Below are 24,728 nucleotides of genomic sequence, written 5' to 3' on the forward strand. Positions count from 1 at the left end.
GAGCGCGATGCTCAAACTCCTGCGCCCGGCCATGACCCGGATACTCACCCCGCTGGGCCGGGCCCTGGTCCGCCGGGGGATCGGCCCCAACGTCGTCACGGCGATCGGCACCCTCGGCACGGTGGCCGCCGCCCTGATCTTCTTTCCTGCGGGGATGCTCAGCGTGGGCGTCCTGGTGATCACCGTTTTCGTGCTGTTCGACCTGCTCGACGGGGTGGTGGCCCGGCTCGGCGGGGGAGGGGGCAGCACCTGGGGGGCCTTCCTCGACTCCACGCTCGACCGGGTGGCCGACGCCGCCATCTTCTGCGGGCTGGTCCTCTACTTCGCCTCCCAGGACGACCCGCTGATGGTGGGCGTCACGCTGTTCTGCCTGGTGGCCGGGGCCGTGGTGTCCTATACCAAGGCCCGGGCCGAGGGGCTCGGGCTCACTTGTGACGTGGGCCTGGCCGAGCGGCCCGAGCGGCTGGTGGTGGTGCTGGTGGCCACGTTCTTCGCCGGGCTCGGCGTCCCCTACCTGCTGCCCGCCGGCATGTGGTTGCTCGCGGGGGCGAGCGCTGTCACGGTGGTGCAGCGCGTGGTCCACGTTCACCGGCAGACGAGGGAGAGATGAGCGAGAAGCCGTCCGTCACCGATCGGGTCGTCGCCGCGGGGTTCGCGGCGGGCTGGACGATCGTGCCGCTGCTGCCCAAGCGGCTCACCGCCGGGGCCTTCCGCTACGCCGCCGACCGGCTGTGGCGCGGCCAGGGCAAGTCGGTACGCCGCCTGGAGTCCAACCTGGCCAGGGTGACCGGGCTCGCTCCCGGCAGTCCTGAGCTGCGCGAGCTCGGCCGGGCGGGCATGCGCTCCTACTTCCGCTACTTCGAGGAGATCTTCCGGCTGCCGTCCATGTCGCGCGACGAGATCGTCCGGCGCACCCACGTGACCGGCGCCGAGCACATCCACGACACCGTCGCCGCCGGGCGCGGCGTGGTGCTCGCGCTGCCCCACATGGGCAACTGGGACCAGGCGGGCGCCTGGCTGGTCGGCGTCGGCCATCCGTTCGCCACGGTGGCCGAGCGGCTGCGGCCCGAGTCGCTGTTCCGCCGCTACGTCGCCTTCCGCGAGGGGCTCGGCATGGAGGTGCTGCCGCTCACCGGCGGCGACGGCCACAACTTCGCCGCCCTGGCGATGCGCGTGCGCAGGGGCGGGGTCGTCTGCCTGCCCGCCGAGCGCGACCTCACCAAGAGCGGCGTCGAGGTCGAGTTCTTCGGCGCGACGACCAAGGTGCCCGCGGGGCCGCCGCTGCTGGCGGTGCAGACGGGCGCCGCGCTGCTGCCCGCCACGGTCTTCTTCGCGGGCGACGACTGGGGCATCGACATCCACGAGGAGATCCCGGTGCCCGAGGAGGGCACCCGCCAGGAGAAGGTCGCGGCGGTGGCGCAGAGCCTCAGCCACGTCTTCGAGAAGGGCATCGCCGAGCATCCCGAAGACTGGCACATGCTGCAGCGTCTGTGGCTGGAGGACCTGCGGCGATGAAGGTCGGCATCGTCTGCCCCTATTCCTGGGACATGCCCGGCGGGGTCAAGCAGCACATCGACGACCTGGCCCAGGCCCTGATCGCGCAGGGGCACGACGTCTCGGTGATCGCGCCCGCGGCCGACGACGACGACCTGCCGCCCTACGTGGTCGGCGCGGGCCGTGCGATCCCCGTCCCCTACAACGGGTCGGTGGCCAGGATGTCGTTCGGGTTCCTGTCGGCGGCGCGGGTGCGGCGCTGGATCGGCGACGGTGACTTCGACGTGCTGCACATCCACGAGCCGCTGGTGCCCAGTCTGGGGGTGCTGGCCTGCTGGGCGGCCAAGGGCCCGATCGTGGCCACCTTCCACGCCTCGTGGGCGCGCTCGCGCGCGATCGCGGTGGCCGAGCCGCTGCTGCGCAGCGCCCTGGAGAAGCTGAGCGGCCGCATCGCGGTCTCCGACGCCGCCCGCAAGAGCCTGGTCGAGCAGTTCGGCGGTGACACCGTGCTGATCCCCAACGGGGTGACCGTGGCCCGCTATACCGAGGCCGAGCCGCTCGACGGGTGGGGGCCCGACGGCGCGACGATCGGCTTCCTCGGGCGGATGGACGAGGAACGCAAGGGCCTGCCCATCCTGCTCGACGCCTTCAACCTGCTGGCCGGGGAGCGGCCGGAGCTCAGGCTGCTGATCGCTGGCCCCGGCGACGCCAAGGACGTCTACGACCGGGTGACCAGGGCGTTCCACGACCGGGTCACCGTGCTCGGCATGGTGAGCGAGGCCGACAAGATCCGCGCCTACCACTCGGTCGACGTGTTCTGCGCGCCCAACACCCGGGGTGAGAGCTTCGGCATCGTGCTGGCCGAGGCCATGGCCTCCGGCGCGACCGTGCTGGCCAGCGACATCCCGGCGTTCCGCAAGGTGCTGGGCGAGGGGCAGGCGGGCGCGCTGTTCTCCAACGGCGACCCGGCCTCGCTCGCCCGGGAGGCCGCGGCGTTACTCGACGCGCCCGAACGGCGGGCCAAGCTGGCGGCCGAGGCGCTGGTGGCGGTCCACAAGTACGACTGGTCGACGGTGGCGCGTGACGTGGTCAGGGTCTACGAGACCGTCACCATGGGCGGCGCGGGCCGGGTGGAGGAAGACCTGTGACCTCGATCATGGTCGTGCTGATCGTGGGCATCGTGGTGGTGCTCACGGCCGTCTACATCTCCTGGCGGGCGGGCCGGCTCGACCGGCTGCACATCCGGCTCGAACTGGCCGGAGAGTCGCTGTCGGCCGCGCTCATGCGACGCCGGGCCGTGGCGCTGGAGCTGGCGGGCTCCCGGCTGCTCGACCCGGCGACCTCGCTGGTGCTCGCGGCGTCGGCGCACGAGGCCAGGATGGCCGGGCCCGACGAACGCGAGCGCGCCGAGAGCGACCTGTCGCGCACCCTGCGGGCCGTCGTCGACCAGGAGCGGTTCGGGGAGAAGCTGTCGGAGTCGCCGGGAGGGCAGGCGCTCCTGGAGGAGCTGGAGGCGGCCGTGGCCAAGGTCGTCTACTCCCGCCGCTTCTACAACAACGCCGTCGGGGTGACGCGCACCGCCCAGCGGCGCTGGCTGGCCAGGGTTCTCCGCCTGGCTGGGCGCACCGAATACCCTCAATTCTTCGAGATTGATGACAATCCGCCTGAGGCGATGGCAACTGAATGACCCGATTCGTCAGGGCCGGTAAGCTTCTTCCGATTTTGCGGCAAAGCGGAGGAGTGTACAGGTGCGGCTATTCCGGATGATCACCGTGACGCTGGCCGGAGCGGCGGTTCTGCTGCCCGTCGCGGCATGTTCGTCGGATGAGCCCGCCGCGGGGCAGGCGCCGGAGGCGTCGGTCACCACGCCCGCCGAGGAGGAGACGCCCGACGCGGGCAAGACCCACCCGTTCACCGGGCAGCCCACCGAGACCCTCAAGCCGGTGCTCGCGGTGAAGATCGAGAACACCGCCGCGGGCAAGCCCCAGCTCGGCCTGAAGAGCGCGGACATCGTCTACGTCGAGCAGGTCGAGGCCGGTCTGACCCGGCTGATGGCGATCTTCTCGTCCAAGCTTCCGGCGAAGGTCGGCCCCGTCCGCAGCGCCCGCATCTCCGACCTGCACATCGTGCCGCAGTTCGGCAAGCCCGCCTTCGCCTACTCGGGCGCGCAGACCAAGATGCTGCCGTTCATCGCGGAGGCGTCCCTGTTCGACGTCTCCGACAGCCGGGCGCCCGGCGCCTACTTCCGCCAGCCCGGCCGCTACGCCCCCTACAACCTGTTCGCCACTTCCAAGCAGCTGCTGGCCGGCGCCCCCAAGGCGAGCAAGGCCAAGGACATCGGCTTCACCTTCGGTGATGCTCCGGCCGAGGGAGGCGTGGACCGCACGTCCTACACGGTCAAATGGCCCGCGGCGCGCTTGACCTTCGCCTGGTCCGAGGCCAGGAAGCAGTGGCTGATCTGGCAGGACGGCAAGAAGGACATGGCGGCCGAGGGCGGCCAGCTCGGCGCTCCGACGATCGTCATCCAGTACACCAAGACCGAACGCTCCGAGTTCCACGACAAGAACCAGAGCTACACGCCGCTCGTGCACAGCGTCGGCAAGGGCTCGGCGATCGTGCTGCGCGACGGCAAGGCGTACAAGGCTCGCTGGGAGCGGGAATCCGAGGAGGGGGGTACGACGTTCACCACGGAGAGCGGCGAGCCGATGAACTTCGCCCCAGGTCAGGTCTGGGTGGCACTCGCCAGCCGCAAGCCCGTGACTCCTTGACGTACAAGAACCACCGCAAGTCTTGACATGATGGCGGGTCGGGGAAAAGACCGTTAAGGACCTACCATGGGCTTGATAACTTACCGTTCGCCTTTGTGAGGAAGACCGTGTCCAGCACGCCCGAAGCCCCGTCCACCCCTGGCCCCGTCACCGGCACCGCCCGTGTGAAGCGAGGCATGGCCGAGATGCTCAAGGGCGGCGTCATCATGGACGTCGTCACCCCGGAGCAGGCGAAGATCGCCGAGGATGCCGGGGCGGTCGCCGTGATGGCCCTGGAGCGTGTGCCCGCCGACATCCGCGCTCAGGGCGGTGTGTCGCGGATGAGCGACCCCGACATGATCGACGGCATCATCGCCGCCGTGTCGATTCCCGTCATGGCCAAGGCCCGCATCGGCCACTTCACCGAGGCCCGCGTGCTGCAGGCGCTCGGTGTCGACTACGTCGACGAGTCCGAGGTGCTCACCCCGGCCGACTACGCCAACCACATCGACAAGTGGCAGTTCACCGTGCCGTTCGTGTGCGGGGCGACCAACCTGGGCGAGGCGCTGCGCCGCATCACCGAGGGCGCCGCGATGATCCGCTCCAAGGGCGAGGCCGGCACCGGCGACGTCTCCAACGCGGTCACCCACATGCGCACGATCCGGGGCGAGCTCAAGCGCCTCGGCTCGCTGCCCGAGGACGAGCTGTACGTCGCCGCCAAGGAGCTGCAGGCGCCGTACGAGCTGGTGGCCGAGGTCGCGAGGGCGGGCAAGCTGCCGGTCGTGCTGTTCACCGCGGGTGGCATCGCCACCCCGGCCGACGCCGCGATGATGATGCACCTCGGTGCCGAGGGCGTGTTCGTCGGCTCCGGCATCTTCAAGTCGGGTGACCCGGCCAGGCGCGCCGCCGCCATCGTCAAGGCCACCACGTTCTACGACGACCCCGACGTCATCGCCAAGGTCTCTCGTGGCCTGGGCGAGGCCATGGTCGGCATCAACGTCGAGGAGATCCCGCAGCCGCACCGCCTGGCCGAGCGCGGCTGGTGACCACGGCCCCGTAGGGCCGGATGAGCTGCCCGGCGGTGGCACTGATTTCCGAATAAGGCGATATCCGCGAAGGGTGTCGCCTTATTCGTGTTGTGTGGCGTTCGCCGGGGCGTCATGGAGCTCGGTCAAGCTACAGGACGTCCACAGCCCGGTCACGCGCGGGTGCCGCCGCCCTCTTTTAGCCACTCTGTAGGAAGATGTCGTACGGGCTTGGTGTTGAATCAACCGGACCCCACGACCCCGAGGGAAGGACGCCCGTGCCCACGATCGGTGTACTCGCTCTGCAAGGAGACGTGCGCGAGCATGTGCGCATGCTCCAGGAGGCAGGCGCCTCGGCCATGACCGTGCGCCGGCCCGCCGAGTTGGAGGCCGTCGACGGGCTGGTCATCCCCGGCGGGGAGTCCACCACGATGTGGAAGCTCGCCGAGACCTTCGACCTGCTGGAACCCCTGCGGCTGCGGGTCAAGGACGGCATGCCCGCCTACGGCTCCTGCGCCGGCATGATCATGCTGGCCGACCGGATCGAGGACGGCGCCGAAGGGCAGCGCACCATCGGCGGCATCGACATGGTGGTCAGGCGCAACGCCTTCGGCCGCCAGGTCGACTCGTTCGAGGCCGATCTCGACTTCGCGGGCCAGCCGGTGCACGCCGTGTTCATCCGAGCGCCGTGGGTCGAATCGGTCGGGCCCGACGTTGATGTGCTGGGCCGGGCCGAACCGGGGGATAGGATCGTCGCGGTCCGCCAAGGGCCGCTGCTCGCGACCTCGTTCCATCCCGAGCTGACCGGGGACGCTCGCGTGCACCGATACTTCGTAGACATGCTGAGGGAGCTATAGGTAGATGTCCGGCCACTCCAAATGGGCGACGACGAAGCACAAGAAGGCCGCGCTCGACGCCAAGCGCGGCAAGCTGTTCGCGAAGCTCATCAAGAACATCGAGGTGGCGGCCAGGACGGGTGGGCCTGATCCGGATGCCAACCCCACGCTCTTCGACGCCATCTTCAAGGCGAAGAAGAACTCGGTGCCCAACGACAACATCGAGCGGGCCCGCAAGCGGGGTGGCGGCCTGGAGGCCGGCGGCGCCGACTGGCAGACCATCACCTACGAGGGCTACGCCCCCGGCGGGGTCGCGGTCCTCATCGAGTGCCTCACCGACAACCGCAACCGAGCGGCCTCCGAGGTGCGTGTCGCGCTGACCCGCAACGGCGGCTCGCTGGCCGACCCCGGGTCGGTGTCCTACATGTTCAACCGCAAGGGCGTCGTGATCGTGCCCAAGAGCGACCTCGACGAGGACACGGTGCTCATGGCCGTGCTCGACGCGGGGGCCGAGGAGGTCAACGACCTGGGCGAGGCGTTCGAGGTCGTCTCCGAGGCCGGTGACCTGGTGCCGGTGCGCAAGGCGCTGCAGGACGCGGGCATCGACTACGACTCCGCCGAGTCCAGCTTCCTGCCGACGATGAGCGTGCCGCTCGACGAGGAGGGCGCCAAGAAGGTGTTCCGGCTCATCGACGCGCTGGAGGACAGCGACGACGTGCAGAACGTGTTCGCCAACTTCGACGTCTCCGACGAGATCATGGAGAAGCTCGACGCCTGATCCCGGCGGATCGAGGTGATGATCGGCATCGTCGTGGCACGGTGCCCGGGGGCGGCGTAGGGTGTCGCGTCGTGACCTCCCCCAACCCCTCCCAACAGGCTTCTCCCGCGCTCGGCTGGCTGCTCCTGCTTCCCGCGCTGGTCGGCACCGCGATCTCGCTGCTCTTTCCGACGATCAGGACCATCCTGCTCGGCTTCGAGTCGGGCCGGATCGCCGGGCCGAGCCAGTTCGTCGGGCTCGACAACTACGCCGGCAACCTGGGTGACGACGCGTTCTGGCGGGCGCTCGGCTTCACGCTCTCGCTGGCGGTGGTGCCGCTCCTGGTGGCCGTGGTGGTGGGGCCGTCGCTCGCGCTGGCCCTCGACCGGGCGGGCGGGCCGCTCAGGCGCACCGGCAGGGTCGTGCTGTCCCTGGCCATCGTCACCTTCTCGCCGTTGGGGGTCGCCGCCGCCTGGCTGCGGGGCCTGCGCTCCGAGGCCACGGGCGTGGTCACGCTGGCCGAGGGGCTGCGCGATCAGGCCACCGCGCCGGTGACCTTCGGTTTGATCTTCGCCGCCACCACGTTCGGGCTGGTGTGCGCCCTGGCGGTGATGGCGTTCCTGCCCGCGTTGCGCGGCGGCACCGTGACGGCGGCCATGCTCGTGGTGGGCGGGCTCGTCGCGCTGGCCATGATCGCCGCCGCCCTCCAGACGTTCTCGATGGGGCTGGCGCTGATGGCGGGCGGGCCGGGGCGTTCCGCGCAGACGCTGGCGACGTTGCAGTACGACTACGCCTTCCGGCTGTTCAGGCCGGGGCTGGGCGCCTCGCTGGCGACCATCGTGGGCGTCCTGCTCGGCGTGCTGGGGCTCGTCGCGACGATCCTCGCGGTGGCCGCCGACCTGCGCATCTCGCTCATACCTCGCTCGGGGCCCGCGGATGGGCTTGATCACCGGTCAGAGCCCGCGGACGGACAGAAAGCCCCGTACCAGGCTCCCGTGTACGGTCAGGGCGCCGAACGGCCGGAGGGTGCACACGGACAGGCCCTGGGGTCGCGCGCGGCGCAGCGGGCCGCTCAGAGCCGCACGCGGGGCGCGTCCGTGGCGGGCAAGGTGATCGGAGCGGTGGCGCTGGCCCTCGTGACCCTGATCGCGGTGGTCTGGGCCTGGCCGTGGCTGTCCGCCCTGGTCGCGGGCGGTGAGACGCCGGGCGCCGGGCCGCGGACGCAGGTGAACACCTGGGTGCCCGCCGTCGTGGGGGCGCTGGTCTCCGTCGGCGTCGCCTACCTGGCGGCGCTCGGCATCGGCGGGCTGCGCCCGCTGGGACGGCGCAGCGAGTGGCTGCTGCTGCTGTTCGGGCCATGGTTGTTCGTCGGCATCGGGCCGCTCAGTGTCGCCGATTGGCAGACGGTGACTGACATGGGCCTCATCGATACTTTTATCGCGATTTTTCCGCCTTTCTTGGTGTCTGTGCCTGCGCTCCTGGTGCTGACGTTGCTCTGCAAGGGGCTGGCCGAGCGCGCCGGAGGCGACTTCCTCGGCGGCGTCGTGCTGCCGTCCCTGCCGATGGCGGGCATCCTGGCCGGCGCGGTCGCCCTGGCCAACGCCCAGGAACTGCTCTGGCCGCTGCTGACCGCGCACGATCCCGGCCTCGCCACCGCCCCCGTCGCCCTGCTGAACCGGCTGAGCGACTTCCGCGCGGCCGCCCTCGACGCCGGGGTCACCACGCCGCTCGCCATGCTGCTCGTCGCCTTCGCCGCCCTGGTCGCGGCGCAGTTGCTCTACCTCGACCGGCTGGCCGTCACCGCCGGAAAAGGTTCGCGCTCCCGAACACCCGCCGCATAGGTTGCGCATTGTGGAAATTCGTTACCTCACCCCCGATGACCTCGACGCCGTGTTCGACATGCGCAAGCGCTCCTTCGGCCTGCTGTCGGCCTCCCAAGGCGAAAGCTGGCGCATGGCCATACGGCCCGTCCTGGCCGAGGGCCGCTACCTGGGCGCGTTCGACGGCACCAGGCTCACGGCCGCGGCCCGGCTGCGCGGCTTCACCCAGTGGTGGCACGGCAGGCCGCAGCCGATGGCCGGGATCGCCGGCGTCACGGTCAACCCCGAGGACCGTGGCAGGGGAGTGGGCGGGCAGATCATGCGCGCGATCGTCGCCCGGGCGGCCGAGCTCGGCGACGCCGTCTCCGCGCTCTATCCGGCGACGACGCCGCTCTACCGCTCCGTCGGGTACGAGCACGCCGGGGCCCAGCACCTGGCCACCATCCCGGCCGAGGCGCTGCGCACGATCCGGCCGTCCGGCGAGGTCAAGCTGCGCCGGATGGGCCCGGCCGACGCGGCCGAGGTCGTCGCCGTGCTGCACCGCGTGCACGGCGCGGGCCGTGCCTCCGGCCCGATCTCGTGGGACGAGCGCACCTGGGCGCTCTGGCTCGCCGAGCCCGACGACTTCCTCTACCTCGCCGACGACGGTTACGTCGTCTACCGCTGGGACGGCGAGAACATCCGGGTCGACAACCAGGTCGCCGGGTCCGAGGCGACCGCCAGGGCGCTGTGGTCGCTGGTGGGCACCTCCTCCTCGGTGGCCGAGCACGTCACCGCCGCCGTGGCGCCCGACGACCCCGTGCTGTGGCTGTTGCGCGAACGCTCGAAGGAGAAGGTCACCCTGGTGCGGTGGATGTTCCGGGTGATCGACCTGGCCGCGGCCGTCGAACGCCGGGGCTATCCGGGCGGGGTGACCCTGAGCGCCGCCGTCGAGGTGGACGACCCGCTGCGGCCCGGCAACACCGGCCGGTGGCGGCTGGAGATCGCCGAGGGCCGCGGCACGGCCACCCGCGTGGAGGCGGGAGACGGGCCCCGGCTCACGGTCAACGCCCTGTCGGCCCTCTACGCCGGCGTTCCCACCACCACGCTGCGCCGTGCCGGGCTCATGTCCGGCGACGACCGCCACGACGACGCCCTGGACGCGGCCTTCGCCGCCCGGCCGTACATGCTCGACTACTTCTGACGGTTCTGATGGGCGTCCGGCGGGCGTTTCGCGGTGCGCGGCCACGTCGGCCGGGGTAGAGTCTCGTGCCGAACAGGTGTTCGGCGGCGCGGGGAGGCAGGCCGGTGCGGGTGATGGGCGTCGATCCGGGGCTGACCCGGTGCGGCCTGGGAGCGGTCGAGGGCCGGCCCGGCGCGCCGCTGTCCCTGGTGGCCGTCGGGGTGGTGCGCACCGGAGCCGACGAGGAGCTGGGCGCACGGCTGGTGGGCATCGAGGCCGGCATCGAGCAGTGGCTCGACGAGGTGCGCCCCGACGCAGTGGCGGTCGAGCGGGTCTTCAGCCAGCACAACGTCCGCACCGTCATGGGCACCGCACAGGCCGCGGGCATCGCGGTCCTCTGCGCGGCCAGGCGCGGGCTGCCCGTCGCCCTGCACACGCCCTCCGAGGTCAAGGCGGCCGTCACCGGCAGCGGCAGCGCCGACAAGAAGCAGATCGGGCTCATGGTGACCCGGCTGCTGAGGCTCACCGAGATGCCCAAGCCGGCCGACGCCGCCGACGCGCTCGCGCTGGCCATCTGCCATGTCTGGCGCGGCGGCGCCCAGCACCGCGTCGCGGAGGCGGTCGCGCGGGCGCAGGCCCGCGCGCCGCGCAGGGACGTGAAGCTGTGATCGCCTCGGTGGCCGGCCGGGTGACGACCGTCGCGCCCGACGGCGCGGTGATCGAGGTCGGCGGCGTCGGCGTCCTGGTCCACTGCACGCCCGGCACCCTGGCCACGCTCCACACCGGTGAGCAGGCCCGGCTGGCCACCTCGCTGGTGGTGCGCGAGGAGTCCCTCACCCTCTACGGCTTCGCCACCGACGACGAGCGGGCCGTCTTCGAGCTGCTCCAGACGGCCAGCGGCGTGGGCCCCAAGCTGGCGCTGTCCATGCTCGCCGTCCACTCGCCCAACGCGCTGCGCGTCGCCGTCGCCGGAGCCGACCTCAAGGCGCTCACCCAGGTGCCGGGCATCGGCCAGAAGGGCGCCCAGCGCATCGTCCTGGAGCTGAAGGACCGCCTCGGCACCCCCGAGGCGACCCTCGACGCCGCGCTCAACGGCGGCCGCCGCGTCGCGCTCTGGCGCGACCAGGTGCACTCCGGGCTCGTGGGGCTGGGCTATTCGAGCAAGGACGCCGACGAGGCCGTCGCGGCCGTCGAGCCGGAGGCCGACGCCGATCTGGCCGCCGGCCGCACCCCCCAGGTGGCCGCCCTGCTGAAGGCGGCGCTGCGGGCGCTGAGCGTCCGATGACGGCGTGGGCGGGCCGGTGCCCTACCCTCGCAGGGAGCCCCGTCAGGGAGGTGCGGCAGTGAGCCTGGAGCGAGACCTCGTGTCGCCCGACGCCGAGGGCGAGGAGTCGCAGATCGAGGCGGCCCTGCGGCCCAAGCGGCTCGACGAGTTCATCGGCCAGGCGCGCGTGCGCGAGCAGTTGTCGCTGGTGCTCGAGAGCGCGCTGCGGCGCGGCCGGTCGCCCGACCACATGCTGATGAGCGGATCACCCGGGCTGGGCAAGACGACTCTGGCTATGATCATCGCAGCCGAGTTGAGCGCCCCGCTCCGCATCACGTCGGGGCCGGCCCTGGAACGGGCCGGCGACCTCGCGGCCATCCTGTCCACCCTGGCCGAGGGCGAGGTGCTGTTCATCGACGAGATCCACCGGATGGCGCGGCCCGCCGAGGAGATGCTCTACCTCGCGATGGAGGACTTCCGGGTCGACATCGTGGTCGGCAAGGGCCCCGGGGCCACCGCCATCCCGCTCGACATCGCGACGTTCACGCTGGTCGGCGCCACTACCAGGGCCGGGCTGCTGCCCGCGCCGCTGCGTGACCGGTTCGGCTTCACCGCCCACATGGACTTCTACCAGGTCGAGGAGCTCGAGCAGGTGCTCCACCGCTCGTCCCGGCTGCTCGGGGTGACGCTGCCCGACGAGGGCGCGCACGAGATCGCCCGGCGCTCGCGCGGCACACCGCGCATCGCCAACCGGCTGCTGCGCCGGGTGCGCGACTTCGCCGACGTGCGGGCCGGCGGCGTCATCGACCGCGACATCGCCTCCGCCGCCCTCAATCTCTACGAGGTCGACGCCGAAGGGCTCGACCGGCTCGACCGGGCCGTGCTCGGCGCGCTGCTGCGCAAGTTCGGCGGCGGCCCGGTGGGCCTGTCCACGCTGGCCGTGGCCGTGGGCGAGGAGCCCGAGACCGTCGAAGTGGTGGCCGAGCCGTTCCTCGTACGCCAGGGCCTGCTGGCCAGGACCCCGCGCGGCCGGGTCGCCACCGCCGCTGCCTGGCACCACCTGGGCATGACTCCACCCCCAGATGCGTTCGGAGCCTCGCTTTTCGACTGATTACAGAACGGTTGCAACCGTTTCGAATCGGGAACTTCCCCGCGCGCCGAAACGCTGCTTCGTTGCCGCGTTTCGCAACAACCGCCTACACTCCGTGGCTTGGCTGGCTGTGTAGGCTGACGGGCTGAGCGGCGCGGCCCGAGCAACGCACGGAATTTCCGGCGCGAGGCCGGTGTCAACTCCTTGTACGACAATGGAAGGTCGCCCCTTATGGACATGGGACAACTCGGAAGTATCCTGCCGCTGATCCTGCTGGTGGTGGTGTTCTACTTCCTGCTGATTCGCCCGCAGCGCAAGCGTCAGCAGGAAGCGGTCAAGATGCAGAACAGCCTCGCGCCGGGTGCCAGAGTGATGACCACGACCGGGCTGTTCGGCACCGTGGTCGCGGTGGACAATGACGACGTGATCCTTGAGGTCGCCCCCGGGATCGAGACCCGCTGGGTGAAGGCGGCCATCGGCCGCGTCGTGACACCTGGCGACGCTTCCGCCGAGAGCGACAGCGACGACAGCACGCATGACGAGCCCGTGGAGCGCGACGGCGGCCAGGACTCCAATTCGAAGCAGGCCTGACCAGGCTCTGCGACAAACCCCTATCTGAAAGACAGACGACCAGTGGCCCGACCGACCAGCAGCCACAGCAAGCCGGGGCGTACGCTCCTGGTGCTCGTGGCGCTCATCCTCGCCCTGGGCGGGACGATGTTCTTGCAGAAGGCATTCACGCCCAAGCTGGGACTTGACCTCGCCGGCGGCACGACCGTGACTCTATCTCCGGTTACGCAGAACGGTGCGGCTCCACCCGAGGAGATCCTCGACCGCGCGGTCAACATCATTCGTGACCGAGTCAACGGCACCGGCATCTCCGACGCGGAGGTCGCCAAGTCAGGCGACAACATCATCATCTCCATCCCCGGCGTCGGGCAGAGCGAGGCCATCAAGCTGGTCGCGACCACTGCGGAGCTGCGCTTCCGCCAGGTGCTCACCATGGAGGCCACGCAGCTCCCGCAGGAGCTCGCCACCGAGCCCCCGGCTCCGAGCTCCTCGCCCTCGTCCACGCAGCCCTCGGCCAAGCCCCAGCCGACCGCCTCGCGGTCGGCCGGGGTGGCGACGCCCGCGGCGTCCCCGACGGGCAAGGGTCTGTCATCGGCCCTGACGACGCCGACACGCAGTCCAACGCCGGAGACCAGCCCCACCCCGCGCGAGCGCAAGAGCGGGCAGAACGCGAAGGCCACGCCGACGCCGAGCCCCACTAAGGAGGGTGACCAAAACGCCGGCGCCCCCCCGAAGGGCATCGAACCCGCCGCCTGGAAGCAGTACAACAGCCTCGACTGCGCCGACCCGAAGAACCGCGGCCAGGGTGTCCAGGACGACCCGAACAAGCAGTACTCCGCCTGCGAGAGCGACGGCAGCTACAAGTACATCCTCGATGTGGCCAAGGTCGTCGGCACCGACATCAGCACCGCCTCCGCGGGCGTCCGCCAGGGCACGACCGAGTGGGTCGTCCAGCTCGACTTCAAGAGCAAGGGAGCGGGCGAGTGGAGCAAGCTCACCTCCACCGCCTACAACTCGCAGGAGCCGCGCAACAAGGTCGCCGTCGTCCTCGACGGTGTGGTGATCACCGCCCCCAACATCATCAGCCCGATCCCCGGCGGCCGAGCCGAGATCACCGGCGGTTTCAACCAGCAGAGCGCCACTGACCTCGCCGAGCAGCTCAAGTACGGCGCGCTGCCGCTGAAGTTCGAGCGCAGCTCGATCGACACGGTCTCCTCGACCCTGGGCCAGGACCAGTTGGAGGGCGGTCTGATCGCCGGCCTCATCGGCCTCGTGCTGGTGGTCCTCTACTCGATGTTCTACTACCGCGGCCTCGGGCTCGTCGCCGTGCTGAGCCTCATCGTCGCCTCGATCCTCACCTACACCGCGGTGGTGGTGCTCGGCCACAACGCCGGATTCCGGCTGTCGCTGCCGCACATCATCGGCCTGGTGGTCTCGATCGGCATCACCGCCGACTCCTTCATCGTCTACTTCGAACGCATACGTGACGAGATGAAGGAAGGACGGCGCTCGCTGCGCGCGGCCGTCGAGGTGGCCTGGGTCCGCGCCCGGCGCACGATCCTGATCGCCGACGCCGTCATGTTCATCGCCGCGGTCGTGCTTTACCTGCTGGCCGTCGGCGGTGTGGCGGGGTTCGCCTTCGCGATGGGCCTGACCACGCTGATCGACGTGGTGGTGGTGTTCCTGTTCACCAAGCCGTTCATCGCCTTGCTGGCCAGGCTCAAGTTCTTCGCCAAGGGGCATCCGCTGTCCGGGATCGACGCCGAACGCATGAGCGCCGTCTCGACCGGCACCACCGGCCGCACGAACAACCCGCTGGAGGCCTGAGATGGGACTCGCGCGTCGCCTCTACCGTGGCGAGATCAACGTCGACTTCGTCGGCCGCTGGAAGCTCTGGTACAGCCTGTCCGGCCTGCTGCTGATCGTGTCCCTGTCGGGGATCCTGGTCAACGGCCTCAACCTGGGCGTCGAGTTCACCGGCGGCTCGGTGTTCTCCTTCAAGGCGCCTGCCGCCACCATCGAGCAGGTCCGCGAGGGCTTCCAGGAAGAGGGCGTGCACCAGCCGATCGTGCAGACGGCCGGCGACCGCTGGCGGGTCACCACCGAGACCCTGCCCGAATCCACCATGACCCAGGTGCAGACGGCGATCTCCAAGGACTACGGGGTCCCGGTCGACCAGGTCGACATCCAGTCGATCGGCGCCTCGTGGGGCGGTGAGGTGTCGCAGAAGGCCTGGGTCGGCCTGGGCGTCTTCATGCTCGCGATCATCCTCTACCTGTCGATGGCGTTCGAGCCCAAGATGGCGCTGGCCGCCATCGTGGCGCTCATCCACGACCTGGTCATCACGGCCGGCGTCTACGCCTGGTCGGGCTTCGAGGTCACGCCCGCGACGCTGCTGGGCTTCCTGACCATCCTCGGTTACTCGCTCTACGACGCGGTCGTGGTGTTCGACATGATCAAGGAGGTCACGGCCAAGCTGGGCACCACGTCCAAGCAGACCTACTCGATGGCGGCCAACAACGCGCTCAACCACACGCTGATCCGGTCGCTCAACACCTCGCTGGTCGCGATCCTGCCGGTGGCCGCGATCCTGTTCATCGGCACCACGCTGCTCGGCGCGGGCACGCTGAAGGACCTTTCGCTGGCCCTGTTCGTCGGCATGATCGTCGGCACCTACTCCTCGCTGTGCGTGGCCACGCCACTGCTGGTGACGCTCAAGGAGCGGGAGCCGAAGTACCAGGCCATCGCCCGGCGTCTCGCCTCCACGGGAGGCAAGGGGTCGAAGGGTGGTTCCAAAAGCACCGCCGTAGCCAAGGGCTGAGGTTGTCCCACAGGGCGGGCCGACCGGCCCGCCCTGTGGCATGCGTGGCCAGGCCTCCGTCCATATGGTCCGGATATGCCGCCGGATGCGTCATCATGGAGGCCGTCAGTCGTGGGCAGGGACCGTCGGAGGAGTGGCTGGATGAGCGACCTGCAGAAGTTGATCCTCGAGCACATCAGGGACGTGCCCGACTACCCCAAGCCGGGTGTGCTGTTCAAGGACATCACCCCGTTGCTCGCCGACCACGAGGCGTTCTCGGCCGTGGTGCGCGAACTGGCCGGGTTGCACGCGGTCGACAAGATCGTCGGGATCGAGGCCAGGGGGTTCATTCTGGCAGCGCCCGTGGCTCTCCACGCCGGTGCCGGCTTCGTTCCCGTACGCAAGAAGGGCAAACTGCCTTCTGAGACGCTCGAAGAGTCCTACGATCTGGAGTACGGTTCCGCGACCATCGAGGTGCACCGTGACGCCTTCGCCGAAGGTGACCGGGTTCTCATCGTCGATGACGTGCTGGCCACGGGCGGCACGGCCGAGGCGACGGTGGAGCTGGTGCGCAGGGCCGGAGCCGACGTCGTCGGCGTCGCCGTGCTGATGGAGCTGGCATTTCTGAAGGGGCGTGAGCGCCTCGTGGGAGTGGAGGCGCACTCCCTGGTGATCGTCTGAGCCGGGACCCCCGGCGAGCCGGGTTTCTCACCTGGATACACTGGGGACCTGGACTCGAACGTGAGGAGTCTGAGTGCCCCGTGATGTGGTCGTGCCTGACGTAACCGACGCCGGGACCGCCGAGCCCGCTGGCGGCGCGCCCGCGGCACGTCGACGGCGGTTTGGGGGTGGGGCCATGAATCCGGTGCTGGAGCCGCTGTTCCGTACCGTTCGCGCCACTCACCCTAAGGCCGACCTGCGGCTCATCGAGCGCGCCTACGACGTCGCCGCCTACCACCACCGTGACCAGAAACGTAAGTCCGGTGACCCCTACATCACCCATCCGCTGGCGGTGGCGACGATCCTGGCCGAGCTCGGCACCGATGACGAGACGCTCTGCGCCGCGCTGCTGCACGACACGGTCGAGGACACCGCCTACGGCCTCGACGAGCTCCGGACCGACTTCGGCGACACGATCGGCTCGCTGGTCGACGGCGTCACCAAGCTCGACAAGGTCAAGTTCGGCGACGCCGCCCAGGCCGAGACCGTGCGCAAGATGGTCGTCGCCATGTCGCGCGACATCCGGGTGCTGATCATCAAGCTGGCCGACCGGCTGCACAACATGCGCACGATGCGCTATCTGCCCGAGCACAAGCGCCACCAGAAGTCCCGCGAGACGCTGGAGATCTTCGCGCCGCTGGCCCACCGCCTGGGCATGAACACGATCAAGTGGGAGCTCGAAGACCTCGCCTTCGCCATGCTCTACCCCAAGCGCTACGACGAGATCGCGCGCATGGTGTCGGAGCGGGCGCCGCGCCGTGACCTGTTCCTGCAGGAGGTCATCGAGAAGGTCTCCGGCGACCTGCGCGAGGCCAAGATCCGCGCGGTCGTCAAGGGCAGGCCGAAGCACTACTACTCCGTCTACCAGAAGATGATCGCCCGCGACGTGGCCTTCGACGACATCTACGACCTGGTGGGCATCCGGGTCCTCGTCGACAGCGTGCGCGACTGCTACGCGGCTCTCGGAACGATCCACGCGCGATGGAACCCCGTGCCCGGCCGGTTCAAGGACTACATCGCGATGCCCAAGTTCAACATGTACCAGTCGCTGCACACGACGGTGATCGGTCCCGAGGGCAAGCCGGTGGAGCTGCAGATCCGCACCCACGCGATGCACCACCGGGCCGAGTACGGCGTGGCCGCCCACTGGAAGTACAAGGAGGAGGTCGGCGCGCCCGGCCCGGTGGGCAAGGTCAAGCCGGGCAGCGACATGGCCTGGCTGCGGCAGCTCCTCGACTGGCAGAAGGAGACGGCGGACCCGGGAGAGTTCCTCGAGTCGCTGCGCTTCGACCTGTCGGTGTCCGAGGTCTACGTCTTCACGCCGCGCGGCCAGGTGGTGGCCCTGCCGGAGGGCGCGACACCGGTCGACTTCGCCTACGCCGTCCACACCGAGGTGGGCCATCGCTGCATCGGCGCCCGGGTCAACGGCCGGTTGGTGCCGCTGGAGTCGAGGCTGGGCAATGGCGACACGGTGGAGATCTTCACCTCCAAGTCGCCCGACGCCGGTCCTTCGCGCGACTGGCTGAAGTTCGTCAAGTCCGGCCGCGCCCGCAACAAGATCCGGCAGTGGTTCTCCAAGGAGCGCCGGGAGACCGCGATCGAGGCGGGCAAGGAGGCCATCGGCCGGGCCATGCGCAAGCAGGGCCTGCCGCTGCAGCGCCTGATGTCCGGTGAGTCGCTGCTGGCTCTAGCCCGCGACCTGCGCTACCCCGACGTCTCCGCCCTCTACGCGGCCGTCGGTGAGGGCCATGTGGCCGCCCAGTCGGTCGTGCAGAAGCTCGTGGCCTCCATCGGCGGGGTCGACAGCGCCGAGGAGGACATCGCCGAGACGTCGCTCCCGACGCGCCTCAAGGGCCGTCCCCGGGGCGGTGGCGGCGCGGGCGTGGTCGTGGCCGGCGACGCCGACGTGTGGGTGCGCCTGTCGAAGTGCTGCACGCCGGTGCCGGGCGACGAGATCGTCGGTTTCGTCACGCGCGGCCACGGCGTCTCGGTGCACCGGGCCGACTGCACCAACGTCCAGCAGCTCAAGGAGCAGCCCGACCGCCTGGTCGAGGTGAGCTGGTCGCCGAGCGACGACTCGGTGTTCCTCGTCGCCATCCAGGTGGAGGCCCTCGACCGGCCCCGGCTGCTGTCCGACGTCACCCGCACCCTGTCCGACCAGCACGTCAACATCCTGAGCGCGTCCGTCACCACCTCACGCGACCGGGTGGCGATCAGCAAGTTCACGTTCGAGATGGGCGACCCCAAACACCTCGGCCACGTGCTCAAGGCCGTCCGCGGCATCCAGGGCGTCTTCGACGTCTACCGCGTGAGCGGCGCCGGAGCCTGACGCTCTCCGCTCGCGCCGGGTGACCGAGATTTTCCCGTAGGTTTGCCCGCCGCGCGTCCAGGAGACGGCACGCGAAAGGCGTGGGCCGGCCCCGCGTATCGCGGAACCGGCCCTGAGACGCCTGTGGTCAGCTGAACTCCGCCAGGGTGCGCTCGGCCTCCTCCAGCCACGAGCGGCGGGCCGTGAGGGCCTCCTCGGCCTCCTTGACGTCCTTGGCGCGGCCGGCGGCCTCGGCCTTGGCCAGCCGCTTCTCCAACTGCTCGATGGAGGTGCGCAGCTGGTCGACCGTGCTCTGGGCGCGGGCGCGGGCCTCGGGGTTGGACCGCTTCCACTCGTTGTCCTCGGCCTTGCGCACGGCGTCGTCCACCTTGCGCAGCCCGCCCTCGAGCCGGTCGCGCTGCTCGCGAGGCACCGGCCCGGCGGCCTCCCAGCGCTCGACGATGTGGCGCAACGCCGACCGGGCGGTGCGCACGTCGGTGACCGGCAGGATCTTCTCGGCCTCGGCCAGCAGCTGCTCCTTGACCTCGGCGTTGGCCGCGAGCGAGGCGTCGCGTTCGGCGAACACCGCCGAACGCGCCTGGAAGAAGTGGTCCTGGGCGCCCTTGAAACGGGCCCACAGCTCGTCCTCGGCCTCGCGCGAGGCCCGGCCGGCGCTCTTCCAGCGCTGCATCAGGTCGCGGTAGACGGCCGCCGTGGCGCCCCAGTCGGTGGAGCCGGCCATGGCCTCGGCCTCCTCGACGATGCGCTCCTTGGCCGAGCGCACGCCCTCGCGCTGCTCGTCGAGACCCGCGAAGTAGACCTTGCGCCGCTTGGCGAAGGCGGTGCGGGCGGCCGACAGCCGCTTCCACAGCCCGGCCTCGGTGACCCGGTCGATGCGGTCGGCGGCCTTCCACTCCTCGACCAGCTGGCGCAGGCGCTCGCCGCCCGACTTCCAGTGGGTGGTCTCGTCGGCGATGCGCTCGGCCTCGGCGACGATGCGCTCCTTGATCGCCTTGGCCTCGGCGCGCGCCTGCTCACGGGCCGCCTTGACCTCCTCGCGGCGATGCCCGACCAGCTCCGACAGCCCGTCGAGACGGGCGGTCAGCGCGGCGAGATCGCCGACGGCGTGGGCGTCGGCGACCGCCTCGCGCAGCTTGGCGATGCTCGCCTCGGCCTGCGCCGGGGCCAGGTCGGTGCCCTTGACCCGCTGTTCGAGCAGCGCGACCTGGCCGGCCAGCTCGTCGAACTTGCGATGGAAGTATGCCAGTGCCTCCTCGGGCTCACCGGCCTGCCAGGAGCCGACGGCCCGCTCTCCCTCAGCCGTACGCACGTAGACGGTGCCGTCGTCGTCTACCCGGCCCCACGGGTCGGTGCTCACCGTGTCCTCCCGCACTTTCCATCAGACCCTTCGGGACGTACTCGTCCCTAGTTTGTATTACGTCAGCTCTTGCCCGCGATTGTCACGTCTTTGATTTCGATGGTTTCCTTGGGTGCTCCGGTGCCGTCGCCCGCATCGCCTAGGACGCCCGCCTTGTTCACCTTGTCCAGGATGTCGAGTCCCTTGGTGATCGTACCCACCGGGGTGTAATCCGGGGTGAGACCGATGTCGCCGTAGACCAGGAAGAACTGGCTGCCCGTGCTGCCCGGCGCCTGCGTCTTGGCCATCGCCATCACGCCGCGCTTGTAGGTCGCGCCCTCCAGGTTCTCCTCGGCCATGACGTAGCCGGGGCCGCCCGCGCCGTCCATGCTCTTGCCGTCGGCCTTGGCCGAGGGGTCGCCGCACTGCAGCATCGGGAACTTGTCGCCGCCCAGACGGTGGCACTTGCTGCCGTCGTAGTACTTCTTTCCCGCCAGGAACTCCAGCGAGTTGACCGTGCAGGGCGCCTTGGCGTTGTCGAGCTTGACCACGATGTCGCCCAGGTTGGTCTTGAGCGTCATGGTCTTCGTGGCGGGCGTGAGCTTCACCTTCGCCGGCGGCATGCCCACGTCCTTGACGTTGCCGCCCGCCGTGTCGGCGACGTAGCCGCAGGTGCCGCTCGTGGCGTCGTACGGCTTGGGCTGCGCGGCGGGCGACGCCGGAGCCGTCTCGGTCGGCGGCTGCGTGGGCGTCGCCGCGGCCTCTGTGCCGGCGTCACCGCCCATGAGCGCGACCGCCGCCACGATGCCGCCCACCACCACCACGACTCCCACGGTGGAGCCGATGATCGCGGTGCGCTTGGCACGCTGCTCGCGCTCGTGACGGTTCTTCAGCTGCCGCTCGTAGTGCTCGCGTGCCAGCTGCTTCTGCCGGTCCTTCCCCGTGGCCACCGCTTTGCCTCCCATAGTGAATCAACTGAGGTGGGCGAATCGTATCGGCCAATGGGTAATGATTCGCAGCCCGGCGACCCGCACCGGTACCCTTCGGTTACATTCCCATTGGCTTTTTTGACGAGATCAGCTGAGGCAGATGCTCATCGCCGGCTTCCCCGCAGGGGCCTTCCAGACCAATTGTTACGTCGTCGCGCCCGCCTCGGGCGAGGAGTGCGTGATCATCGACCCTGGTCAGGACGCCGTCGACGGGGTCGACGAGCTGCTGCGCGAGCACCGGCTGAAGCCGGTCGCGGTCCTGCTCACCCACGGTCACCTCGACCACGTCTGGTCGGTGGCGCCGGTCTGCGGCGCGCGCGACGTGCCCGCCTGGATCCATCCCGACGACCGTCACCTGCTGAGCGACCCGGCGGCCGGGCTGTCGCCGGGCACCAAGCAGGTGTTCGGCGGTCTGACGCTGAGCGAGCCCGACGACGTCAGGGAGCTGGCCGACGGGGCCGAGCTGCGGCTGGCGGGCCTCGAGCTCGTGGTCGACCACACACCCGGCCATACCAGGGGGTCGGTGAGCTTCCGGGCGCCCGGCGACGAGATCCTCTTCTCGGGTGACCTGTTGTTCGCCGGCTCCATCGGCCGCACCGACCTCCCGGGCGGCGACTATCCGACGATCCTGCGCAGCCTGGCCTCCAAGTGCCTGCCGCTGCCGGACGATACGGTCGTCCTGCCGGGCCATGGACCACAGACCACGATCGGCCGCGAGCGCGCCACCAACCCTTATCTCAAGGAGGCCGCGCCGCACGCCGGTCCCACACGAGGGATCTAATGAGTTTCCAAGCACCCAAGGGCACCTTCGACTGGCTGCCACCCCGCTCCGAGCAGGTTCTCGCGATCCGCGAGGCGCTCGCCGCCCCGGCGCGGCTGGCGGGCTACGGCTATGTCGAGACGCCCGTGTTCGAGGACACCCAGCTGTTCGCCAGGGGCGTAGGCGAGTCGACCGACATCGTCTCCAAGGAGATGTACACCTTCCCCGACAAGGCGGGCCGCTCGCTGACGCTGCGCCCCGAGGGCACCGCCTCGGTCGTGCGCGCGGTGCTGCAGCACGGCCTGCACAACGGCCGGCTGCCGGTGAAGGTGTGGTATTCCGGCAGCCAGTTCCGCTATGAACGCTCGCAGAAGGGGCGTTATCGCCACTTCTGGCAGGTCGGAGCTGAAGCCCTCGGCGCGGAGGACCCGGCGCTCGACGCCGAGCTGATCGTCCTCGCCGCGCGGGGCTACTCCTCGCTCGGCCTGACGGGCGTCCGGCTGCTGGTCAACTCGCTCGGCGACCAGACGTGCCGGCCCGCCTACCGGGCCGCGCTGCAGGCATTCCTGCGCGGTCTCGACCTCGACGAGGACACCCGGTCGCGCGTCGAGATCAACCCACTGCGGGTGCTCGACGACAAGCGGCCCGAGGTGCGGGCGCAGCTGACCGGCGCGCCCCTGGTCGTCGACCACCTGTGCCCGGCCTGCAAGGCCTACCACGAGGAGGTCCGGTCGCTGCTGGGCGCCGCGGGCATCGCGTTCGACGACGACCCCCGGCTGGTGCGCGGGCTCGACTACTACACCCGCACCACGTTCGAGTTCGTGCACGACGGACTCGGCTCGCAGTCCGCCGTCGGAGGCGGCGGCCGCTACGACGGGCTGAGCGAGATGCTCGGCGGCCCGCCGCTGCCCAGCGTCGGCTGGGCGCTCGGAGTCGACCGCACCTACCTCGCCATGGAGGCCGAGGGGCTGCTCACCGACACCGAGCAGGGCCGCGTCCAGGTGTACGGTGTCCCGCTGGGCGACGACGCGCGCCGGCGGATGTTCCTGCTCGTCGACGAGCTGCGCCAGGCCGGCGTCAGCGCCGACATGGCCTTCGGCGGCAAGGGCCTGAAGGGCAGCATGAAGGGGGCCGACCGCTCGGGCGCCCGCTTCGCGCTGATCCTGGGCAAGCGTGACCTGGCCGCGCAGGCCGTACAACTGAAGGACCTGACCACCGCTGAGCAGACCGAGGTGCCGCTGGCCCAGGTCGCCGACATTCTGAAGGGGAAAGTGCAGTGATCCGCACGCATACGGCAGGGTCGCTCCGGGAGGAGCACGCCGGGCAGCAGGTGACGCTCGCGGGATGGGTGGCCCGGCGCCGTGATCACGGTGGCGTGGTCTTCATCGACCTGCGTGACGCCTCCGGCTCGGCGCAGGTGGTCTTCCGCGAGGAGGACCACGCCCACGACCTGCGCGCCGAATACTGCGTGAAGGTGGTCGGCGAGGTCAGGGTCAGGCCCGAGGGCAACGCCAACCCCGACCTGCCCACCGGCGCGATCGAGGTCGTGGCCGACACGGTCGAGGTGCTCAGCGAGTCGGCGCCGCTGCCGTTCCCGATCGAGGGCAACGTGGGCGTGTCCGAGGAGGCCAGACTCAAGTACCGCTACCTCGACATCCGCCGCCAGCAGGTGGCCCAGTCGCTGCGGATCCGCTCCAAGGCCACCTTCCTGGCCAACGAGGTGATGAACGAGCTCGGCTTCGTCTACGTCGACACGCCGACGATGACCCGGTCCACGCCCGAGGGCGCCCGTGACTTCCTGGTTCCGGTGCGGCTGCAGCCCGGCAGCTGGTACGCCCTGCCGCAGTCGCCGCAGCTGTTCAAGCAACTGCTCCAGGTGGGCGGGCTGGAGCGTTACTACCAGCTGGCCCGGTGCTACCGCGACGAGGACCTGCGCGCCGACCGGCAGCCGGAGTTCACCCAGATCGACGTCGAGATGTCGTTCGTCGACCAGGAGGACGTCATCGCGGTCGGCGAGAAGCTGATCGAACGCCTCTGGCGCGACATCCTCGGCGTCGAGATCCCGATGCCGCTGCCGCGCATGACCTACGCCGACGCGATGGCCCGCTACGGTTCCGACAAGCCCGACCTGCGCTTCGGCCAGGAGCTCGTCGAGATGACCGACTACTTCGCCGGCACCTCGTTCCGGGTGTTCCAGGCCGACTACGTGGGCGCGGTCGTCATGCCCCAGGGGGCCTCGCAGACCCGCAAGGAGCTCGACGGCTGGCAGGAGTGGGCCCGCTCCCGCGGCGCCAGGGGCCTGGCCTACGTGCTCGTGCAGGACGACGGCACCCTCGGCGGCCCGGTCGCCAAGAACCTGTCGGACGAGGAGCTGTCCGGCCTGGCCGAGTTCGTGGGCGCGAAGCCGGGCGACGCCGTCTTCTTCGCCGCGGGGGCCCGGCACGCCTCCCGCGAGCTGCTGGGAGCCGCCCGGCTGGAGATCGGCCGCCGCCGCGGGCTGATCGACGAGTCCCTGTGGTCGTTCCTGTGGGTCGTCGACGCGCCCATGTTCGAGGAGGACGGCGAGGGCGGCTGGACCGCCGTGCACCACCCGTTCACCGGGCCCAAGCCCGAGTGGGCCGACACCTTCCAGGACCACCCCGGCGAGGCCCTGGCCTACGCCTACGACATGGTCTGCAACGGCATGGAGATCGGTGGCGGCTCGATCCGGATCCACCGCGCCGAGATGCAGCAGCGCGTCTTCGACGTGCTCGGCATCTCCAAGGAGGAGGCCGAGAGCAAGTTCGGCTTCCTGCTGGAGGCGTTCAAGTTCGGCCCGCCCCCGCACGGAGGCATCGCCTACGGCTGGGACCGCATCTGCATGCTGCTGTGCGGCGGCGAGTCGATCCGCGACGTGATCGCCTTCCCCAAGACGGCCTCCGGCTTCGACCCGCTCACCGGCGCCCCGACGCCCATCACCGCCGAGCAGCGCAAGGAGGCGGGCATCGACGCCCAGCCGAAGGCGGAGGTCTAGCCTCCCGCCCTCGGCG

23 protein-coding genes are annotated in these 24,728 nt (G+C 70.3%); 21 read left to right on the forward strand and 2 right to left on the reverse strand.

Features of this window, described 5'->3' with window-relative positions:
• The first annotated feature begins 7 nt into the window (after positions 1 to 7).
• The 18 genes from pgsA (at position 8) to AB0I38_RS25425 (ending at position 18,614) form a co-directional block, all read left to right on the forward strand.
• Positions 8 to 610, forward strand: coding sequence for a phosphatidylinositol phosphate synthase (pgsA, locus tag AB0I38_RS25340; protein WP_358472122.1), 603 nt, complete (start codon positions 8 to 10; stop codon positions 608 to 610).
• On the forward strand, positions 607 to 1,515 hold the full coding sequence (locus tag AB0I38_RS25345) for a phosphatidylinositol mannoside acyltransferase (RefSeq protein WP_358472124.1): 909 nt from the start codon (positions 607 to 609) through the stop codon (positions 1,513 to 1,515). Before pgsA ends, AB0I38_RS25345 begins: the two co-directional genes overlap by 4 nt.
• Positions 1,512 to 2,642 (forward strand): glycosyltransferase family 4 protein, encoded by a 1,131-nt coding sequence (locus AB0I38_RS25350; RefSeq protein WP_358472126.1) that lies wholly within the window; start codon positions 1,512 to 1,514, stop codon positions 2,640 to 2,642. Before AB0I38_RS25345 ends, AB0I38_RS25350 begins: the two co-directional genes overlap by 4 nt.
• A gap of 8 nt (positions 2,643 to 2,650) precedes the next feature.
• Positions 2,651 to 3,181 carry a hypothetical protein gene (locus AB0I38_RS25355; protein ID WP_436838781.1) on the forward strand — a complete coding sequence of 177 codons (531 nt, stop codon included), beginning with the start codon at positions 2,651 to 2,653 and terminating at the stop codon, positions 3,179 to 3,181.
• Between the two features lie 61 nt (positions 3,182 to 3,242).
• Positions 3,243 to 4,262: a DUF3048 domain-containing protein gene (locus tag AB0I38_RS25360; protein ID WP_358472130.1), complete on the forward strand. Its 1,020-nt coding sequence runs from the start codon at positions 3,243 to 3,245 to the stop codon at positions 4,260 to 4,262.
• 95 nt (positions 4,263 to 4,357) lie between these two features.
• On the forward strand, positions 4,358 to 5,287 hold the full coding sequence (gene pdxS / locus AB0I38_RS25365) for a pyridoxal 5'-phosphate synthase lyase subunit PdxS (protein ID WP_358472132.1): 930 nt from the start codon (positions 4,358 to 4,360) through the stop codon (positions 5,285 to 5,287).
• A gap of 197 nt (positions 5,288 to 5,484) precedes the next feature.
• Positions 5,485 to 6,123: a pyridoxal 5'-phosphate synthase glutaminase subunit PdxT gene (pdxT, locus tag AB0I38_RS25370; protein ID WP_358472133.1), complete on the forward strand. Its 639-nt coding sequence runs from the start codon at positions 5,485 to 5,487 to the stop codon at positions 6,121 to 6,123.
• A gap of 4 nt (positions 6,124 to 6,127) precedes the next feature.
• Entirely contained in the window at positions 6,128 to 6,880 is a 753-nt protein-coding gene (locus AB0I38_RS25375) for a YebC/PmpR family DNA-binding transcriptional regulator (RefSeq protein WP_358472135.1), read from the forward strand.
• A 71-nt stretch (positions 6,881 to 6,951) separates the two neighbouring features.
• Positions 6,952 to 8,700, forward strand: a complete 1,749-nt coding sequence (locus AB0I38_RS25380; protein ID WP_358472137.1) for a hypothetical protein — start codon at positions 6,952 to 6,954, stop codon at positions 8,698 to 8,700.
• Positions 8,701 to 8,710: 10 nt separating this feature from the next.
• Complete coding sequence (locus AB0I38_RS25385; protein WP_358472139.1) at positions 8,711 to 9,862, forward strand: GNAT family N-acetyltransferase; 1,152 nt, start codon at positions 8,711 to 8,713, stop codon at positions 9,860 to 9,862.
• A gap of 104 nt (positions 9,863 to 9,966) precedes the next feature.
• Positions 9,967 to 10,509 carry a crossover junction endodeoxyribonuclease RuvC gene (gene ruvC, locus AB0I38_RS25390; RefSeq protein ID WP_358472140.1) on the forward strand — a complete coding sequence of 181 codons (543 nt, stop codon included), beginning with the start codon at positions 9,967 to 9,969 and terminating at the stop codon, positions 10,507 to 10,509.
• Positions 10,506 to 11,126: a Holliday junction branch migration protein RuvA gene (gene ruvA, locus AB0I38_RS25395; protein WP_358472142.1), complete on the forward strand. Its 621-nt coding sequence runs from the start codon at positions 10,506 to 10,508 to the stop codon at positions 11,124 to 11,126. Before ruvC ends, ruvA begins: the two co-directional genes overlap by 4 nt.
• Positions 11,127 to 11,184: 58 nt before the next feature.
• Complete coding sequence (gene ruvB, locus AB0I38_RS25400; protein ID WP_358472144.1) at positions 11,185 to 12,216, forward strand: Holliday junction branch migration DNA helicase RuvB; 1,032 nt, start codon at positions 11,185 to 11,187, stop codon at positions 12,214 to 12,216.
• Positions 12,217 to 12,426: 210 nt separating this feature from the next.
• Positions 12,427 to 12,786, forward strand: coding sequence for a preprotein translocase subunit YajC (gene yajC / locus AB0I38_RS25405; protein WP_358472146.1), 360 nt, complete (start codon positions 12,427 to 12,429; stop codon positions 12,784 to 12,786).
• A 42-nt stretch (positions 12,787 to 12,828) separates the two neighbouring features.
• Positions 12,829 to 14,592 carry a protein translocase subunit SecD gene (gene secD / locus AB0I38_RS25410; RefSeq protein ID WP_358472148.1) on the forward strand — a complete coding sequence of 588 codons (1,764 nt, stop codon included), beginning with the start codon at positions 12,829 to 12,831 and terminating at the stop codon, positions 14,590 to 14,592.
• 1 nt (position 14,593) lies between these two features.
• Complete coding sequence (secF, locus tag AB0I38_RS25415) at positions 14,594 to 15,586, forward strand: protein translocase subunit SecF (protein ID WP_358472150.1); 993 nt, start codon at positions 14,594 to 14,596, stop codon at positions 15,584 to 15,586.
• A gap of 141 nt (positions 15,587 to 15,727) precedes the next feature.
• Positions 15,728 to 16,246 carry an adenine phosphoribosyltransferase gene (locus AB0I38_RS25420; protein WP_358472152.1) on the forward strand — a complete coding sequence of 173 codons (519 nt, stop codon included), beginning with the start codon at positions 15,728 to 15,730 and terminating at the stop codon, positions 16,244 to 16,246.
• 175 nt (positions 16,247 to 16,421) lie between these two features.
• A complete protein-coding gene (locus AB0I38_RS25425; RefSeq protein WP_358472153.1) occupies positions 16,422 to 18,614 on the forward strand; it encodes a RelA/SpoT family protein in 2,193 nt (730 codons plus the stop codon).
• 127 nt (positions 18,615 to 18,741) lie between these two features.
• Here the strand turns inward: AB0I38_RS25425 and AB0I38_RS25430 are convergent, their stop codons facing one another.
• Together AB0I38_RS25430 and AB0I38_RS25435 are read right to left on the reverse strand one after the other, a co-directional pair.
• Positions 18,742 to 19,971 (reverse strand): DUF349 domain-containing protein, encoded by a 1,230-nt coding sequence (locus AB0I38_RS25430; protein ID WP_358472155.1) that lies wholly within the window; start codon positions 19,969 to 19,971, stop codon positions 18,742 to 18,744.
• 62 nt (positions 19,972 to 20,033) lie between these two features.
• Entirely contained in the window at positions 20,034 to 20,900 is an 867-nt protein-coding gene (locus tag AB0I38_RS25435; protein ID WP_358472157.1) for a peptidylprolyl isomerase, read from the reverse strand.
• A gap of 139 nt (positions 20,901 to 21,039) precedes the next feature.
• Here AB0I38_RS25435 and AB0I38_RS25440 point away from each other — a divergent pair, with 139 nt between their 5' ends.
• From AB0I38_RS25440 to aspS, 3 genes are read left to right on the forward strand one after another with little or no spacing between them, the layout of a single operon-like run.
• Positions 21,040 to 21,720 carry an MBL fold metallo-hydrolase gene (locus AB0I38_RS25440; protein ID WP_358472159.1) on the forward strand — a complete coding sequence of 227 codons (681 nt, stop codon included), beginning with the start codon at positions 21,040 to 21,042 and terminating at the stop codon, positions 21,718 to 21,720.
• Positions 21,720 to 22,979 carry a histidine--tRNA ligase gene (hisS, locus tag AB0I38_RS25445; protein WP_358472161.1) on the forward strand — a complete coding sequence of 420 codons (1,260 nt, stop codon included), beginning with the start codon at positions 21,720 to 21,722 and terminating at the stop codon, positions 22,977 to 22,979. Before AB0I38_RS25440 ends, hisS begins: the two co-directional genes overlap by 1 nt.
• Complete coding sequence (gene aspS / locus AB0I38_RS25450; protein WP_358472163.1) at positions 22,976 to 24,712, forward strand: aspartate--tRNA ligase; 1,737 nt, start codon at positions 22,976 to 22,978, stop codon at positions 24,710 to 24,712. The genes hisS and aspS overlap by 4 nt, the downstream gene beginning before the upstream one ends.
• Positions 24,713 to 24,728 lie beyond the last annotated feature (16 nt).

It is taken from the genome of Nonomuraea cavernae (genome assembly GCF_040655715.1).
Taxonomy (GTDB): Bacteria; Actinomycetota; Actinomycetes; order Streptosporangiales; family Streptosporangiaceae; genus Nonomuraea; species Nonomuraea cavernae_A.